The organism is Bradyrhizobium sp. WYCCWR15520 (assembly GCF_056174665.1).
The window spans coordinates 53,596-69,507 of the sequence record NZ_JBWBWM010000008.1; the positions used below are offsets into that span (position 1 = coordinate 53,596).

Annotated in this window: 14 protein-coding genes; 7 read left to right on the top strand and 7 right to left on the bottom strand. The window is 63.6% G+C overall.

What is annotated here, in order from left to right; genetic code table 11:
• Positions 1–10 precede the first annotated feature (10 nt).
• Positions 11–835: an alpha/beta hydrolase gene (locus AC0QUY_RS11005; RefSeq protein WP_475386849.1), complete on the top strand. Its 825-nt coding sequence runs from the start codon at positions 11–13 to the stop codon at positions 833–835.
• 51 nt (positions 836–886) lie between these two features.
• On the opposite strand, the gene AC0QUY_RS11010 is transcribed toward AC0QUY_RS11005, so the two are convergent.
• Entirely contained in the window at positions 887–2,407 is a 1,521-nt protein-coding gene (locus tag AC0QUY_RS11010; protein ID WP_161852685.1) for a mannitol dehydrogenase family protein, read from the bottom strand.
• Positions 2,408–2,528: 121 nt separating this feature from the next.
• Here AC0QUY_RS11010 and AC0QUY_RS11015 point away from each other — a divergent pair, with 121 nt between their 5' ends.
• The 6 genes from AC0QUY_RS11015 (at position 2,529) to uxuA (ending at position 8,702) form a co-directional block, all read left to right on the top strand.
• Positions 2,529–3,263 carry a FadR/GntR family transcriptional regulator gene (locus tag AC0QUY_RS11015; RefSeq protein ID WP_475386850.1) on the top strand — a complete coding sequence of 245 codons (735 nt, stop codon included), beginning with the start codon at positions 2,529–2,531 and terminating at the stop codon, positions 3,261–3,263.
• An 84-nt stretch (positions 3,264–3,347) separates the two neighbouring features.
• Positions 3,348–4,322 (top strand): sialic acid TRAP transporter substrate-binding protein SiaP, encoded by a 975-nt coding sequence (locus tag AC0QUY_RS11020; protein ID WP_371419464.1) that lies wholly within the window; start codon positions 3,348–3,350, stop codon positions 4,320–4,322.
• Positions 4,323–4,448: 126 nt separating this feature from the next.
• Entirely contained in the window at positions 4,449–5,027 is a 579-nt protein-coding gene (locus AC0QUY_RS11025; RefSeq protein ID WP_475386851.1) for a TRAP transporter small permease, read from the top strand.
• A 4-nt stretch (positions 5,028–5,031) separates the two neighbouring features.
• A complete protein-coding gene (locus AC0QUY_RS11030; RefSeq protein ID WP_161852688.1) occupies positions 5,032–6,438 on the top strand; it encodes a TRAP transporter large permease in 1,407 nt (468 codons plus the stop codon).
• Entirely contained in the window at positions 6,435–7,481 is a 1,047-nt protein-coding gene (locus AC0QUY_RS11035) for an L-idonate 5-dehydrogenase (protein ID WP_475386852.1), read from the top strand. The genes AC0QUY_RS11030 and AC0QUY_RS11035 overlap by 4 nt, the downstream gene beginning before the upstream one ends.
• Before the next feature lie 30 nt (positions 7,482–7,511).
• Positions 7,512–8,702 carry a mannonate dehydratase gene (gene uxuA / locus AC0QUY_RS11040; RefSeq protein WP_475386967.1) on the top strand — a complete coding sequence of 397 codons (1,191 nt, stop codon included), beginning with the start codon at positions 7,512–7,514 and terminating at the stop codon, positions 8,700–8,702.
• On the opposite strand, the gene AC0QUY_RS11045 is transcribed toward uxuA, so the two are convergent.
• Genes AC0QUY_RS11045 through AC0QUY_RS11070 form a run of 6 tightly spaced genes read right to left on the bottom strand, consistent with a single transcriptional unit; the run spans position 8,655 to position 15,759 of the window.
• Positions 8,655–9,800 carry an ABC transporter ATP-binding protein gene (locus AC0QUY_RS11045; protein WP_475386853.1) on the bottom strand — a complete coding sequence of 382 codons (1,146 nt, stop codon included), beginning with the start codon at positions 9,798–9,800 and terminating at the stop codon, positions 8,655–8,657. The genes uxuA and AC0QUY_RS11045 overlap by 48 nt on opposite strands.
• A complete protein-coding gene (locus tag AC0QUY_RS11050) occupies positions 9,797–10,777 on the bottom strand; it encodes an ABC transporter ATP-binding protein (protein ID WP_202639286.1) in 981 nt (326 codons plus the stop codon). The genes AC0QUY_RS11045 and AC0QUY_RS11050 overlap by 4 nt, the downstream gene beginning before the upstream one ends.
• A complete protein-coding gene (locus AC0QUY_RS11055; protein ID WP_475386854.1) occupies positions 10,777–12,348 on the bottom strand; it encodes an ABC transporter substrate-binding protein in 1,572 nt (523 codons plus the stop codon). The genes AC0QUY_RS11050 and AC0QUY_RS11055 overlap by 1 nt, the downstream gene beginning before the upstream one ends.
• Before the next feature lie 23 nt (positions 12,349–12,371).
• On the bottom strand, positions 12,372–13,940 hold the full coding sequence (locus AC0QUY_RS11060; protein ID WP_475386855.1) for an ABC transporter substrate-binding protein: 1,569 nt from the start codon (positions 13,938–13,940) through the stop codon (positions 12,372–12,374).
• Positions 13,937–14,824 carry an ABC transporter permease gene (locus tag AC0QUY_RS11065; protein WP_475386856.1) on the bottom strand — a complete coding sequence of 296 codons (888 nt, stop codon included), beginning with the start codon at positions 14,822–14,824 and terminating at the stop codon, positions 13,937–13,939. The genes AC0QUY_RS11060 and AC0QUY_RS11065 overlap by 4 nt, the downstream gene beginning before the upstream one ends.
• The gene (locus AC0QUY_RS11070) at positions 14,821–15,759 is read right to left on the bottom strand and encodes an ABC transporter permease (RefSeq protein ID WP_475386857.1); all 939 of its coding nucleotides are present in this window, start codon (positions 15,757–15,759) and stop codon (positions 14,821–14,823) included. The genes AC0QUY_RS11065 and AC0QUY_RS11070 overlap by 4 nt, the downstream gene beginning before the upstream one ends.
• Positions 15,760–15,912 lie beyond the last annotated feature (153 nt).

Sequence of the window (15,912 nt, forward strand, 5' to 3'; positions counted from 1 at the left end):
CAGAACCCGCGTGATTTTTCATCAGATTTCCGACTGGAGCGACGCCTATGCGAATGCTCCGAACATTCCAGGCGGCGACCGCTGGCCGGCCGCGTGGGTGCAGCCCGCGCAGGCCTATCGCGACACACTCCAGGGCCGCGCGACGCTCGATATCAGCTATGGCGAGGGCGCACGAAACCGCTTCGATCTCTTTAGGCCCGAAGGCCGGCCCAAGGGTCTGGTCATCTTCGTCCATGGCGGATTCTGGAAGGCGCTCGACAAGAGCTTTTGGTCGCATCTCGCGCGTGGATCGGTTGATAGCGGCTACGCGGTGGCGATGCCTTCCTACACGCTGTGCCCGGCTGTGCGCATCTCCGAGATCACGCGCGAAATTGCCGCTTCCGTCGAGTGCGCCGCCGCAATGATCGAAGGCCGGCTTCTTCTGGCCGGCCATTCCGCCGGCGGGCACCTGGTGACGCGCATGATTTCGGCGACGTCGCCGCTCCCGGGCGATATCAAGGTGCGCATCAGCCACACCGTCTCGATCTCCGGCCTTCATGATCTTCGTCCGCTGATGAAGGCCGCCATGAATACGGAGCTGCGGATCGATGAGGCCGAGGCGCGCGCGGAAAGCCCCGCATTGCTGGAGCCGATGCAGGATGCGCGCGTGACGTGCTGGGTGGGCAGCGCCGAGCGCCCGGAATTCGTCCGCCAGAACGCGCTCCTCGCCAACATCTGGACCGGGCTCGGAGCGAAAACCCGCGTGATCGAAGAGCCGGGCCGGCATCATTTCGATGTCATCGACGGGCTCGCCGATCCCGATCACCAACTCACCAGGACCTTGTTGTCGCCGTAGCCTGCTGAGTTTCCGAAACGAACGGCGGCTGCGGTAGTTCTGATCTGCCGATCATGCTGCCTGAAACGTCCGTACGGCTTGTTGCGCGCCGACCTCGAACAGTTTTTCCAGCGCGTCGGTAACGGCGCTGCGCATGCGAGGATCGGCGCCCAGCGTGCCAAAGATCTGTTCCACTTCCAGCAATGCGGGAGCAAGCAGGTCCGCGACCGGACCCGCGCTCTCGGCGATGGCCTTTAGCTTCGCGGCAAGCGGATCGCGTACGTCGATCGCGCGGCCCTGTTCGTCGGTCCCGGTGACGTAACGCATCCAGCCTGCGACTGCGAGCGCGTGGGTATCGATCGGCAGTCCCATCCGCAGGCGGTCCTGCATCGTGGCGAGCAGCCGTTGCGGCAGTTTCTGCGATCCATCCATCGCGATCTGCCAGGTGCGATGGTGCAGAGCCGGATTGGAAAAACGCTTCAGCAGCGAAGCGCTGTAGGCCGCAAGGTCGGTCCCCTCGGGCATCGCCAGCGTCGGCGCCGCGTCCTGCATCACCCGCAAGGCAAACGCGGCAAAGCGCTCGTCGGTCATGGTGGCCGCGATGGTCTCAAAGCCCGCGAGATAGCCGAGATAGGCGAGCGCCGAGTGGCTGGCGTTGAGCAGCCGCAGTTTCATGTGCTCGAACGGCGTGACGTCGGGAACCAGTTGCACGCCTGCGGCCGCGAAGTCCGGCCGTCCGCCCGGAAAGTGGTCTTCGACGATCCACTGCGTGAACGGCTCGGTGACGACAGGCCATGCATCGGTCATCCCGAGCGCGGAGGAAACCGCAGCGCGATCGGCTTCCGTCGTCTCCGGCACGATCCGGTCCACCATGGTCGAAGGGAAGGCGACCTCGGTTTCAATCCATTTGGCGAGATTGCGCGATCGCAAGGCGGCGAACTGCGTCACGATGCGCCCGACGGTATGGCCGTTGGCGGAGAGATTGTCGCAGGACAGAACTGTAAAGGGAGCTGCGCCGGCGATCCGCCGGCGCGCCAGCGCGACTACCAGGAATCCGACGGCCGAGCGCGGCGTGCCCGGATTCTGCAAGTCGTGAACGATGTCGGGATGATGCTCGTCCAGATCGCCGGTCTGCGGCGTATGGCAGTAGCCCTTCTCGGTGACCGTCAGCGAAACGATGCGCGTCGCCGGGTTGGCCATGAGCGCGATCAACTGCCCAGGTTTCTCGGGCGCGACTTCGCTGGCGAGCACCGAGCCGATGATCCGGTGATCGGTGCCTGCGCCGGAACGAACAGCGAGTGTGTAGAGGCAGTCCTGCGGGGCGAGGGCATCGCGTGTCGTGGGGCTGCGCAGGCTCGCCCCAACGATTCCCCAATCCATCGCGCCACCGGCCAAGAGGTCGTCGATCACCACCGCCTGGTGCGCCCGGTGAAACGCGCCAATTCCGAGATGGACAATGCCCGGCGAGATCAGAGAGCGGTCATAGGCCGGCTGCCGGATCTGGCCGGGAAGCCGGCGAAGGTTGGCATTGCAGAGGCGAAAATCGCCGTCTTTCGAGCCAGATGGCGGGATTTTTGGCGTTTCGCTTGACATAGGGGATTCAATCTATCAATCTTTGGTCAATTGGTAAGGCCAATTGTCCAGATGTATTGGCCTTGGCCCGATCAAAGCAAGAAGAATCGATTCACTCAGGGGATCGTCAAGGGAGCCGAGCGTGCCGCTCGAAGCCGTGGAAGCGCGACGCCTTTATCGCCAGGTTGCCGATCAGCTTCGCGCCTTGATCGACAGCGGCGAATACCGCGTGGGCAGCCGTCTCCCCACCGAACGCGATCTTGCCGAACAATTGAAAGTGTCGCGGCCGACGGTGCGCGAAGCGTTGATCGCGCTCGAAGTCGAGGGCCGGGTGCGGATTCGCGTCGGCTCCGGAATTTATGTCAGCGAACCGGCGACGCTGGCGCCGCCCTTGCCGGCGGCGGCCGAGATCGAAGGCCCGTTCGAGCTGCTGCGTGCCCGCGAATTCCTCGAAGGCGCTATTGCCGAGCAGGCGGCGCGGGTGGCTACGCCAGAAGATATATCGCGCATCGACGCATCGCTCGAAGCAATGGCCACCGTGCAGCATCCCGGCGAAGCCTCGATGATTCACGATCGCGCGTTTCATGTCGCGGTCGCCGGATGTCTCGACAACGCCGTGCTGGTCCGCGTGGTCGGCGAATTGTTCGACCAGCGGCTCAATCCCTACTTCGCCAAGCTCGCGCACTATTTCGAAAACCCGGCATCCTGGAATGCCGCGCTGGCCGAGCACCGCGCGATCCGCGATGCCATTGTCGCCCGTGATCCGGATGCGGCGCGCGTGGCGATGCGCGAGCATCTAGCGCGTTCGCAAGACCGCTTCGCGCAAAATTTCGGAGCTGAAGCATCAGCCGCTTCCCGCGTGCGGGCGAGCGGCTGAACTATACGGATTCGAACGGCTCGGCGAAGTGCCGAGCCGGTTGAGTAACAAAAGCAAATTGTAGCAACGGAGGAAATTCACGTGTTGAAGAAATTAACGATTGTATCAGCTGCGTCTGCTGCCGCGCTGTTGGCCGCGACCACTTCGGGCATGGCGCAGACCAAACTCAAATGGGCTCACGTCTACGAAACTTCCGAGCCGTTCCACACCGCTTCCGTCTGGGCCGCAGGTGAAATCGGCAAGCGCACCAACGGGCGCTACCAGATCGACGTCTATCCGGCTTCGCAGCTCGGCAAGGAAACCGACATCAACCAGGGGCTCTCGCTCGGCTCGGTCGACATGATCATCTCGGGCTCGAGCTTCGCGGCGAAGAGCTTTCCGCCGATTGGCGTGACCTATTATCCCTACACCTTCCGCGATGCCGATCATCTGCTGGCCTACACCAAGAGCGACGTCTTCAAGGAGCTGGCCAAGGGCTATGAGGACAAGACCGGCCATCGCATCCTGGCGGTGACCTATTACGGCGTGCGCCAGACCTCGTCGAACAAGCCGATCAAGGCCTGTGCCGACATGAAGGGCCTCAAGATGCGCGTGCCCGACGTGCCGGCCTATCTGGCGATGCCGCGCGCCTGCGGCGCCAACACCGCGCCGATCGCGTTTGCCGAAGTCTATCTCGCCCTGCAGAACGGCACCGTGGAAGCCCAGGAAAACCCGCTCACCACGATTGAAGCCAAGAAGTTCTACGAAGTGCAGAAGCACATCGTGCTGACCGGCCACATCGTCGATCACCTCAACACCGTCATCGCCAGTGGCCTCTGGAAGAAGCTCTCGGAACAAGACCGCAAGATCTTCACTGACGTCGCCCAGGAGGCGGCCGCGAAAGCAACCGCGGAGATCAAGACCAACGAAGCCAAGCTGGTCGATTTCTTCAAGCAGAAGGGCCTGACGGTGACCGAGGTCAACAAGGACGAGTTCCGCGACACCGTGCTCAAGACCGTGAGCTTCGAGAGCTTCGACTACCGCAAGGCCGACTGGGAGCGCATCCAGGCGGTGAAGTGACGACGAAGTCGTCATTCCGGGCGACGCATTAGCGTCGACCCGGAATCTCGAGATTCCGGGTTCGGCTCTCCGAGCCGCCCCGGAATGACGTGAGCAATCACGCGACCCTACTTGGGGAATAAATGCATGTCGACGGTTGAAGTGCACAAGCAAATCACGGCGGACGAGATCGCCCACACCTTCGAGGACGAAGTCCCCAAGGGCGCCGATCTCAGCGGATATGCGCCCGAGGACTGGCTGGCGCTGCTGATCTTCTGGATCATGGCGCTATCGGTCTTCCTGCAGTTCTTCACCCGCTATGTCCTCAACGACAGCTATGCCTGGACCGAGGAGATAGCGACCTACTGCCTGATCGGCGTGGTCTTCATCGGCTCTTCCATGTGCGTGCGGCTGTCGCGGCACATCCAGGTTGATCTCCTGTTCCGTTATCTGCCGCATACTGCGGGGCGTGCGCTCTCGACGGTCATCGATGTGATCCGGATCGCGTTCTTCGGCTACGCGATCAAGCTGGTCTGGCAATTCACAGAGATCATCGGCGACGAGCGGATGACCACGATCAAATTCCAAAAAGGTTTTGTCTATTACGCCGTGGTGCTCGGCTTCGTGCTGATGTTCGTGCGCTCGATCCAGATCGCGGTCGAGAACTGGCGACGGGGCTATTCGATTCTGGAGCGCCCCGGCGCATTCGACGGAACGGAAGGGTAGGGCGATGCTGCTGCTGCTTGGGGGATTTCTCCTGCTGATGCTGGTCGGCTTGCCGGTCGCGCTGGCCATGGCGGTGTCGTCGCTGGTCTACATTCTCGTCACCGGCATCACGCCTGACGTGACACTGGCGCAGCGCATGATCGCTGGCGTCGAGAGCTTTCCACTGCTCGCCGTGCCATTCTTCATTCTTGCTGGCAATCTCATGAACATCGCGGGCGTGACGGGGCGCATCTACAAATTCGCGGTCGCGCTGGTGGGCTGGATGCGCGGCGGGCTCGGCCACGTCAATATCGTCGGCTCCGTGATCTTCTCCGGCATGTCCGGCACTGCGATCGCGGATGCCGCAGGCCTCGGCACCATTGAGATCAAGGCGATGAAGGACCACGGCTACTCGACCGAGTTCGCCGTCGGCGTCACCGCGGCTTCCGCAACCCTCGGCCCGATCATCCCGCCGTCGTTGCCGTTCGTGATCTACGGCATGATGGCGAACGTTTCGATCGGCGCGCTGTTCCTCGGCGGCGTGATTCCGGGCGTGGTCATGACCCTGGCCATGATGGCGACGGTTGCGTACTTCGCACACAAGAACCGCTGGGGCAGCGATACGCCGTTCTCCTGGCCGCAAATCGGCTCGGCCGGTCTCGAGATCGTCATCGTGCTCGCATTCCCACTGGTCGTCTGGCTTTTGGTTGTCGCCGGGCTCTCGGTGAACATGGCTGTTGGTATCGGCCTCGTGGCGCTGTTGGCGCTCGACTGGTACTACGATTTCTCCGCCGTGATGGCGTTGATGGCCCCGGTCATCCTGATCGGCGGCATGACGCTTGGTTGGTTCACGCCGACGGAGGCTGCGGTTGCCGCGGTGATCTGGTCGCTGTTCCTCGGGCTGGTACGCTACCGCTCGATGACGCTGCAGACGGTGGCGAAGGCAACCTTCGACACCATCGAGACCACGGCGTCCGTGCTGTTCATCGTGACCGCGGCCTCGATCTTTGCCTGGCTGCTCACCGTGTCGCAGGCCGCGCAGACGCTGACGGACGCGATGCTCGGGATCACCCAGAATAAATGGGTGTTTCTGCTGCTGGCGAATATTCTGATCCTGTTCGTCGGCTGCTTCATCGACACCATCGCGGCGATCACCATTCTGGTGCCGATCCTGCTGCCGATTGTGCTCAAGCTCGGCATCGATCCGATCCATTTCGGCCTGATCATGACGCTGAACCTGATGATTGGGCTGCTGCATCCACCGCTCGGCATGGTGCTGTTCGTGCTTGCGCGCGTCGCAAAATTGTCCGTCGAGCGCACGACCATGGCGATCCTGCCGTGGCTGGTGCCGCTGCTCCTGGCGCTCGTCGCCATCACCTACATCCCGGAGCTGACGCTCTGGCTGCCAAAATACATGGGACTCTCAAAATGACATCGATGGCTTTGGCCGCAACGCTGTTCGGCCCGGAAGATCTGCGCATGGTCGAGCGGCCGCTCGATCCGCTCGCGTCAGGCATGGTGCGTATCCGCTTCGGCGCGGGCGGCATCTGCGGCTCCGACATGCATTATTATCGCCATGCCCGCACCGGCGATTTCGTCGTGACCTCGCCGCTCGTACTCGGCCATGAGATCGCGGGCGAGGTGGTGGAGAGCGCAGGCGCCGCGCAAGGCGTGAAGGTCGGCGATCGCGTCGCCGTCAATCCGTCGCGCTGGTGCGGCCATTGCAAGCCATGCCGCGAGAACCGGCCCAATCTCTGCGAAAACATCTTCTTCATGGGCTCGGCCTCGAAGACCCCGCATATGCAGGGCGGCTTTGCTTCCTATTTCGACGCTATTCCGGCGCAGTGCGTGAAGATCCCTGATCACGTCACATATCAGGCGGCGGCGCTCGCCGAGCCGCTCGCCGTGTGCCTGCATGCGGTCGCTCGCGCCGGTGACGTCACCGGCAAGCGCGCCGTGCTGTTCGGCGCCGGCCCGATTGGCCTCCTGACCATGCTGGCCGCGCAGCGCGCAGGCATTGCTGAGACGACCGTCGTCGACATCGCGGCGGCGCCGCTGGCCTTCGCCACGCGGCTGGGCGCCAACAACGTCGTCGATATCTCCGGCGGCGAGGAAGCGCTGAAGGCGGAGGCGGCTGCAAAGCCGTTCGACGTCGCGTTCGAGGTCTCGGGCACCGCGGCGGGCCTTGCCAGCGCGATCGGAGCCGTCAGGCGCGGCGGCGTCGTAGTTCAGGTCGGCAATTTGCCGGGCGGGCAGATCCCGGTGCCGGCGAATGCGGTGATGGCCAAGGAGATCGATCTCCGCGGTTCGTTCCGGTTCGGGACGGAATTCTTCACTGCGGTCGAGCTGATCGCCGACGGCAGCGTGGATGTGCTGTCGCTGGTGACAGCGCAACGTCCGCTCTCGGTCGCGCCGGACGCGGTGCGGTTGGCGCTCGACCGTTCGCAAAGCGTCAAGGTCGTGCTGACGGCTTGATTGCAATTGTAATCCAGGAGATCGCCCATGATGCTGCAGGGATGGCGGTGGTACGGGCCCAATGATCCCGTATCGCTCGACGATATCAGGCAGGCCGGCGCGACCGATGTGGTGACGGCGCTGCATCAGGTGCCGATCGGGGAGTCCTGGACGCGCATAGCGGTCGAAGAGCGCAAGAACCTGATCGAGAACAGTCAGCCTGGTCGCTCGCCGCTGACTTGGTCGGTGGTGGAATCGATTCCGATACCTGACGACGTGAAGCGGCTCGGGGGCAAGGCGACGCGCTCGATCGAGGCGTGGATCGCCAGCCTCGAGGCGGTTGCGGCTAGCGGCATCAAGGTCATCTGCTACAATTTCATGCCGGTGGTGGACTGGTGCCGCACCGACCTCGAATGGGAGCTGCCGAACGGCGCCAAGGCCATGCGCTTCGACCAGGACCGGTTCGCGGCGTTCGATCTGCACATCCTGCAGCGCCCCGAGGCGCCCGCGGAATATTCCGAGGCTGCGCAGCGCCGGGCCAGGCAGGTCTTTGAGGCGATGACGCAGGTCGACATCGACTACATCGTCACCAACATAGCCAGCGCGCTGCCGGGATCGACCACCGATCCGCTGACGATTCCGCAGTTCCGTGAGCGGCTGCTGCAATATCGCGGCATCGATTCCAACGTGCTGCGCCAACACCTGAGCGAATTCCTCGCTCGCGTGGCGCCGGTCGCCGAAGGGCTTGGCGTGAAGCTGACGCTGCATCCGGACGACCCGCCGCGCCCGCTGTTCGGCCTGCCGCGCATCGCCTCGTCGGCAGAGGACTATCAGGCGCTGTTCGATGCCGTGCCGTCGAAAGCCAACGGCATCTGCTTCTGCACCGGCTCGCTCGGCGTGCGTGCGGAGAACGATCTTCCCGCAATGGCCAGGCGCTTTGCGCCGCGGATCGGCTTTGCCCATTTGCGCGCGACCAAGCGGGAGGCCGACGGCCTGTCGTTCTTCGAGTCCGATCATCTCGACGGCGACGTCGACATGATCGCGGTGCTGAAAGCGCTGCTCACCGAGAACCGCACACGTTCGTCCAGCGACCAGATCGTGTTCCGGCCGGATCACGGCCATCGCATGCTCGACGATCTCGCCGCAACCAAGCGTACCAATCCCGGCTATACCGCGATCGGGCGTCTGCGGGGACTAGCCGAGTTGCGCGGCGCCATTCGCGCCATTGAACACGCCGGGTAACTGCGCGTCTGCCGGTTTCAGCCCCTGTTTGGCCGCCTCGAAGGCCGCCAGCCGCTCGGCGAATTTTCCGGTCGCCAGGCCGGCTCGCGCGAGAATGGTTGGTACGGGTATCGTTTCAAAGAAATGACAGGCCACGCGATGGCCGGATGCGGCTTCGCGCAGCTCCGGCTCCTCGGCCGAGCAGCGCGCCTGCGCATGCGGGCAGCGGGTGTGGAAGCGGCAGCCGGTCGGCGGTTTGAAGGGGCTCGGCACGTCGCCCTGCAGCATCACGCGTTTGGTGCGCAAGGCAGGATCGGGTTTTGGGATCGCCGCGAGCAGCGCCTGGGTATAGGGGTGCAACGGCCGGTCATAGAGCGTCTTCTTGTCGGCGATTTCGACCAGCTTTCCCAGATACATCACCGCGACGCGGTCGCTGATGTGCTTCACCACGGCCAGGTCGTGGGCGATGAACAGATAGGAAAGGCCAAAGCGCTGCTGCAGATTCTGCAGAAGGTTGACGATCTGCGCCTGGATCGAGACGTCGAGCGCCGACACCGGCTCGTCGCAGACGATCAGATCGGGATTGGCGGCGAGCGCCCGCGCGATGCCGATGCGCTGGCGTTGCCCGCCCGAGAACTGATGCGGATAGCGCCTGGCATGCTCGGGCAGCAGGCCGACGATATCGAGGAGCTCACGGCCGCGGGCCTCGCGCGAGGCATCGTTGCCGATCTCGTGAACCCGCAGCGGCTCGGCCAGGATTTCGCCGACGGTCATGCGCGGATTGAGCGAGGCGTAGGGATCCTGGAAAATGATCTGCATGTGCCGGCGCATCCGGCGCAACGCATCCTTGTCGAGATCGGCGATTTCCTTGCCCTTGAAGCGCACCGAGCCGGAGGTCGGGTCCATCAAGCGCAGGATCAGGCGTCCGGTGGTCGACTTGCCGCAGCCGGATTCACCGACCAGCGCCAGCGTCTCACCGCGGGCGATCTCGAAGCTGACATCCTCGACCGCGCGGACGAGGCCGATCGTCTTGCGGCGGATCAGGCCGCGCGTGACCGCAAAATGCTTGACCAGGCTGTCGACCTGCAGAACCGGCGCTGTGTTCGCGGCATCGCTCATGATGCCACCTCGACCGGAGCTTTCCAGCACGCCACCTGATGGCCGGGCGAGATCTCGCGCAATGGCGGCGGATCGAGCCGGCAGCGTTGGTCCGCGAACGGACAGCGCGGCGCGAACCGGCAGCCGGCCGGCTGGTTGTTCGGGCTCGGCACCGTGCCCTCGATGGTGGCGAGGCGCTTGCGGTCGACGTCGATGCGCGGGATCGAGCCGAGCAGGCCGATCGTATAGGGGTGCTGTGGATCGGCGAACAGGTCGTTGACGTCGGCGCTCTCGACGATGCGGCCAGCATACATCACCAGCACCTGGTCGGCGACTTCGGCGATGACGCCGAGATCATGGGTGATGATCAGGATCGCCATACCGAGACGCCGCTGCAGGTCGCTCAGGAGGTCGAGGATCTGGGCCTGGATGGTGACATCGAGCGCAGTGGTCGGCTCGTCGGCGATCAGCAATGCCGGCTCGCAGGAGAGCGCCATCGCGATCATGACACGCTGGCGCATGCCGCCGGACATATTGTGCGGAAAATCGTCGATGCGCTGCGCCGCGGATGGGATCCGCACCAGGTCGAGCATTTCGATCGCCCGCGCCCGCGCCGCTCGCGGCGTCATCGCGGTGTGGGCCAGGATCGCCTCGATGATCTGCTGGCCCACGGTATGGACCGGATTGAGCGAGGTCATCGGTTCCTGGAAGATCATCGACATCTTGCCGCCGCGCAGCTTGCGGCGTTCGTCGGCCGTGAGCTTTAGCACGTCGCGATTGCCGAACAGCACCGCCTCGGCCTCGACCTTGCCCGGCGGGCTCGGCACCAGCCCCATCACCGAGAGCGAGGTCACGCTCTTGCCGCAACCGGACTCGCCGACCAGGCCGATGGTGCGTCCGCGAGGCACGCTAAAGCTGATGCCGTCGACGGCGCGGAACAGGCCGCGATCCGTCGCGAAGTGGGTCTTCAGTCCACGAACCTCGAGCAGCGTGTCCATCAGAACGAGTAATCCAGTCCCTTGTAGAAGGTGTTCTGATAGAGCATATGCGGCCTGACGCCCTTCATCTTCTTCGAGCTGGTGGTGTACATGGCAACGTTCATCACCGGCATCCACAAATGCTCGCTCATCACCTTCTCCTGCACGCGCGCGTAGTTGAGCGCACGCTCGGCGTCGGTCAATGCGGAGCGGCCGGCGCGCAGCCACTCGTCGGTGTCGGCATCCTTCCAGTTCATGCGGTTGGGGGTGGGGATGTTCTTCGAGTTGAAATAGATGTTCATCAACTCGCCCGCCGACAGATAGGGCACCGTCACCGTCCACAGTTCGTAATCCTGCTTGCCCATCTCGGCCGGTGCAATCGTGGAATCGAAGCCGACGATCTTCCAGTCGACGCCGATCTTGCGCATATAGCCCTGGATCGCCTCCGATACGCGTGGGAAGTAGGACACCTGCGTGAACAGCACACGAGGCGCGAGCTTCATGCCGTCCTTCTCGCGGATGCCGTCACTGCCGACCTTCCAGCCGGCCTCGTCGAGAAGCTTCTTGGCGCGTTCGACGTCCTCCTTGATGACGCCCTTGGTCTTGTCGGCGAAGTCGAGCGCCTTGGGATCGACGAAGGTGAACGCCGGCTCGGCATTGCCCAGCATGACGCCCTTGACGATGTCGGCGCGGTTGATGGCGATGTTCATCGCCTCGCGCACGCGCTTGTCGGATACCATCGGGCGCGTGATCTTGTAGCCGTAATACATCAGCTGGAAGTTGGGCTTGGCTTCCTGGACGGTGAGGTTGGGCGCAGCCTTGACCTGCTCGATGAATTGCAGCGGAACCTGGTGGGTGAGGTCAAACTGCCCGCCCATGATGGCGGCGACGCGGCTGGCGTCCTCGGGCACGATCTTGATGCTGAGCTTCTCGAATTTTACCGGACCCTTGTTCTGGTACATCGAAGGGCCCCATTTGTAGGCGTCGTGGCGCTTCAGCACGATTTCGGTGCGCGGCTGCCAGCTCTCGAAGCACCAGGGTCCGGTGCCGTCGATGCCCTTGATGCCGTAGTCCTTGCCGAGCTGCTCCACGCTCTCCTGATTGTGGATCGCGTTGGTGTACATGGTGAGTTGCAGCAGCAGCTCGGAATAGGGCTCGTTGAGCTCATATTCGACGGTGTAGGGATCGGGCGCGCGCAGCTCCTTGATCTCGCCGGCGCGCCAGGCATAGGGCGCCTTGGTTTCCGGATCCTTCAGCCGCTTGAAGCTGTAGATGACGTCGGCGGCGGTAAACTTCTTGCCGCTGCAGAACGTCACGTCGTCGCGCAGCTTGAAGGTATAAGTTCTGCCGTCCTCGCTGATCGTCCACGACTTGGCGAGGTAGGGGATGGTCGTCTGGCCGTCCCAGTCGAGCGCCACCAGCGTATCCTGGAACATGTTGACGATGTCTGATGTCGGCGACCAGGTCGTGCGCTGGCCGTCGTAATGCGGCGCGTCCAGCGACTTCATTACCCGCAAGGTCTGCGCCTCGGCCGCCGCGCACATTCCGGTTGCTCCCAGCAGCGCCGCAATGCCCGTCAAAATGTTGCGCATCGTGTTCTCTCCCTTGTTATTTCTTATTTCTGGCGCGACACGTCCAACCCTTTGTAGAAAGTATTCTGGTAGATCATGTGCGGCCTGGCGTCGGTGATCTTTTTATTGGCCACCTGATCCATGTTGATGTTGAGCACCGGCATCCACAGATGCTCCCGCATCACCTTCTGCTGCACCAGCGCGTAATATTTGGCGCGGTCGGTGTCAGTCAGCGCGGAGCGGCCCTGCTTCAGCCAGTCGTCGGTCTCTGCGTCCTTCCAGTTCATCCGGTTGGGCGTCGGGATGTTGCGGGAATCGAAGTAGATGTTCATGAGGTCGCCGGCCGATAGATACGGCACGGTCACCGACCAGATTTCGTAGTCCTGCTCGGCCATTTTGGCGGAAGCAATGGTCGAGTCCCAAGGCTGCAGCTGCCACTGCACACCGATGCGGCGAAGGTAACCCTGGATCGCTTCGGCGACCCGCGGCGTGTTGCCGGCCTGGGTGTAATAGACCTTGGGCTGTAGCTTGATGCCGTCCTTCTCGCGGACGCCGTCGCTGCTGATCTTCCAGCCGGCTTCGTCAAGCAGGGCTTTTGCGCGCTCGATGTCCTCCTTCACGATGCCCTTGGTGCCGGCGTCGTGATCGAGCGCGTCGGAATCGACGATGGTGAAGGCCGGATCGGCATTGCCGAGCAGCACTCCCTTGGCAATCTCGGCGCGGTTGATGGCGATGCTCATCGCCTCGCGCACGCGCTTGTCCGATACCATCGGCCGCGTTGTCTTGAAGCCGAAATAGAGCAACTGGAAGTTCGGCTTTGCCGGCGTCACGGTCAGCATCGGAGCGGCCTTGGCCTGCGCGATGAACTGCGGCGGGAACTGATGGGTCATGTCGAACTGCCCGGCCATCATGGCCGCCACGCGGCTGGATTCCTCGGGCATGATCTTGACGCTGAGTTTTTCGAATTTCACCGGGCCCTTGTTCTTGTACATCGACGGACCCCACTTGTAGGCGTCGTGGCGCTTCAGAACGATCTCGGTGCGCGGCTGCCAGCTCTCGAAACACCAGGGCCCGGTGCCATCGGCGCCCTTGATGCCGTAGTCCTTGCCCAGCGCTTCGACGCTCTCCTTGTTGTGGATGACGTTGGTGAACATCGTGAGCTGCAGCAGCAGCTCGGAGTAGGGTTCCTCGAGCTCGTATTCGACGGTGGTGGGGTCGGTCGCGCGCAGCTCCTTGATGACGCCGGCGCGCCAGGCATAGGGCGCCTTGATCGCGGGATCCTTCAGCCGCTTGAAGCTGTAGACGACGTCGTCGGCGGTGAATTTCTTGCCGCTGCAGAACGAAACGTCGTCGCGCAGCTTGAAGGTATAGGTCCGGCCGTCCTCGCTGATGGTCCAGGATTTGGCGAGATAGGGGACCGGCGTGCGGCCGTCCCAGTCGAGCGCGACCAGCGTATCCTGGAACATGTTGACGATGTCGGAGGTCGGCCCCCAGGTCGTGCGCTGCGCATCGTAATGCGGTGCGTCGATCCCCTTCATCAGTTGGAGCGTCTGAGCCGACGCCGGGCCCGTCACGCACAGTGCCAAGGACATTCCCAGTGCTAGTCTGATCATGTCTGCAGCCTCGGATCGAGGACGTCGCGGAATGCGTCGCCCAGAAGGTTGGCGGCCAGCACGATCACGAAAATGGCACAGCTCGGGATCGTCGCGATATGCGGCGCCATGAACAGGAAGTCGCGGCCCTGCGCCGCCATCATGCCGAGCTCAGCGGTCGGCGGTTGCGCGCCCATGCCGAGAAAGCCGAGCGCGGCGCCGATCAGGATGATCTGACCGAAGCGCAGGGTGAGGAACACGAAGATCGTCGAAATGCAGTTGAGCGTCAGGTAGCGCCAGATCAGCTCGCTGTCAGAGACGCCGACGGCGCGGCCGGCCTCCATGAATTCCTGGCCCATCACGCCGATCGCCGCACCCCGCGCCACGCGTGCGACGTCGGGCACGGTGGCGACGACGAGCGCAATCACCACCGCCGTCAGTCCGGCGCCAAAGATCGCGGCTACCGCGAGCCCGATCAGGATCGCGGGGAACGCGAGCATCACGTCGACCAGTCGCATGATCCAGCCGTCCAGCCGCCGGTAATAGGCAGCGAGGATGCCGAGCACGCCGCCGATGAAACCGCCGACGATCACGCCGACCAGCCCGAGCATCAGCGTGCTGCGCGTGCCGTAGAGAACGCGGCTGAAGATGTCGCGGCCGGTATTGTCGGTGCCGAACCAGTGCTTGGCGTCGGGCGACTGCATCACCTTGGTGAGGTCGGTGAAGTAGGGATCGTAGGGCGCGATCCACGGCGCGAACAGCGCCGCCAGCACGATGGCCGAAAGCACCAGCCCGGCGAGCGCAGCCACCCGGTCGCGCGCCAGCCGGCGCAGCACTCCGGCGCGGGCGAATACGCCACTTTCGCGCTCCCTGGCAAAGCCGGTATCGAGGGCTTCGGCGCTCATCTTCGCTGCACCCTCGGATCTAGGTACACGTAAAGCACGTCCACGATGAGGTTGATGGTGAGGAAGGCCACTGCAAGGATCATGATCGCGCCCTGCGCGGTCGGAAAATCGCTGGAGACGATGGCGCCGACCGCAAGCCGGCCGACACCGGGCCACGAGAACATTGTTTCGGTGACGACAGCGCCGCCGAGCAGGAACGCCGCCTGCAGCCCGATCAGGGTGACGACGGGGATCATGGCGTTGCGCAGCGCGTGATGGATGATCACCACGCGCTCACGCAATCCCTTGGCGCGCGCGGTGCGGACGAAATCGGCGCCGAGCACTTCCAGCACGGCGGTGCGCGTCAGCCGCGCGATCGGGCCGATCAGCACCGCGCCGAGCGTCAGGGCGGGGAGGATCAGGCTCGGCAATCCGCCGTCCCATACCGGCCCGGTGCGGCCGGTGAACGGCAACAGCGCCCATTTGAATCCGACGAACTGGATCAGGATCAGGCCGATGAAGAACACCGGCATCGACACGCCCGCGACCGAGCAAGCCATAATGATGCGATCGGTAAGGTGGCCGCGGTTGACCGCCGCAAGCGTCCCGAGCGCGAGCCCGATCGGCACCGCGATCAGCATCCCGCCCAGCATCAGCTCGATCGTGGGCCCGATCGTCATCGCCAATTCCTCGCTCACCATCCGGTTGGAGATGATGGAGCGCCCGAGATCGCCGCGCAGCACACGCAGGATGTATTCAAAGAATTGAACCGGGATCGATCGGTCGAGGCCGAGCTCCTGGCGGATCGCCGCGATGGTCTCGGCCTTCGCGTCAGGCCCCGCGATGATCATCGCGGGATCGGCGGGCACGACCTGCAACAGGCAAAAGCAGAGGAAGAGAACCCCGAGCAAGGCGGGGAACGAAATCAGCAGACGATGGACAATCTGTTGTCCCATGCGACGCCAGCGGACCGGTTAGGCCAAAAGGGAGCGCATACGTCCACGTCGACGCTTTGTTTCCCCCTTGGCAGCCGCGCTTCGTCCGACGTGCGCGACATTTGTTTATCGCTGGATAGTGACACCTGTCCGCCGTGGCGTCACGCCCAATCT

Excerpts from the sequence above, each read along its gene's own strand:
- AC0QUY_RS11010 (WP_161852685.1), bottom strand. The coding sequence starts at position 2,407 with ATGTCAAGCGAAACGCCAAAAATCCCGCCATCTGGCTCGAAAGACGGC.
- AC0QUY_RS11025 (WP_475386851.1), top strand. The coding sequence starts at position 4,449 with ATGTCGACGGTTGAAGTGCACAAGCAAATCACGGCGGACGAGATCGCC.
- AC0QUY_RS11030 (WP_161852688.1), top strand. The coding sequence starts at position 5,032 with ATGCTGCTGCTGCTTGGGGGATTTCTCCTGCTGATGCTGGTCGGCTTG.
- AC0QUY_RS11035 (WP_475386852.1), top strand. The coding sequence starts at position 6,435 with ATGACATCGATGGCTTTGGCCGCAACGCTGTTCGGCCCGGAAGATCTG.
- uxuA (WP_475386967.1), top strand. The coding sequence starts at position 7,512 with ATGCTGCAGGGATGGCGGTGGTACGGGCCCAATGATCCCGTATCGCTC.
- AC0QUY_RS11045 (WP_475386853.1), bottom strand. The coding sequence starts at position 9,800 with ATGAGCGATGCCGCGAACACAGCGCCGGTTCTGCAGGTCGACAGCCTG.
- AC0QUY_RS11050 (WP_202639286.1), bottom strand. The coding sequence starts at position 10,777 with ATGGACACGCTGCTCGAGGTTCGTGGACTGAAGACCCACTTCGCGACG.
- AC0QUY_RS11055 (WP_475386854.1), bottom strand. The coding sequence starts at position 12,348 with ATGCGCAACATTTTGACGGGCATTGCGGCGCTGCTGGGAGCAACCGGA.
- AC0QUY_RS11060 (WP_475386855.1), bottom strand. The coding sequence starts at position 13,940 with ATGATCAGACTAGCACTGGGAATGTCCTTGGCACTGTGCGTGACGGGC.
- AC0QUY_RS11065 (WP_475386856.1), bottom strand. The coding sequence starts at position 14,824 with ATGAGCGCCGAAGCCCTCGATACCGGCTTTGCCAGGGAGCGCGAAAGT.
- AC0QUY_RS11070 (WP_475386857.1), bottom strand. The coding sequence starts at position 15,759 with ATGGGACAACAGATTGTCCATCGTCTGCTGATTTCGTTCCCCGCCTTG.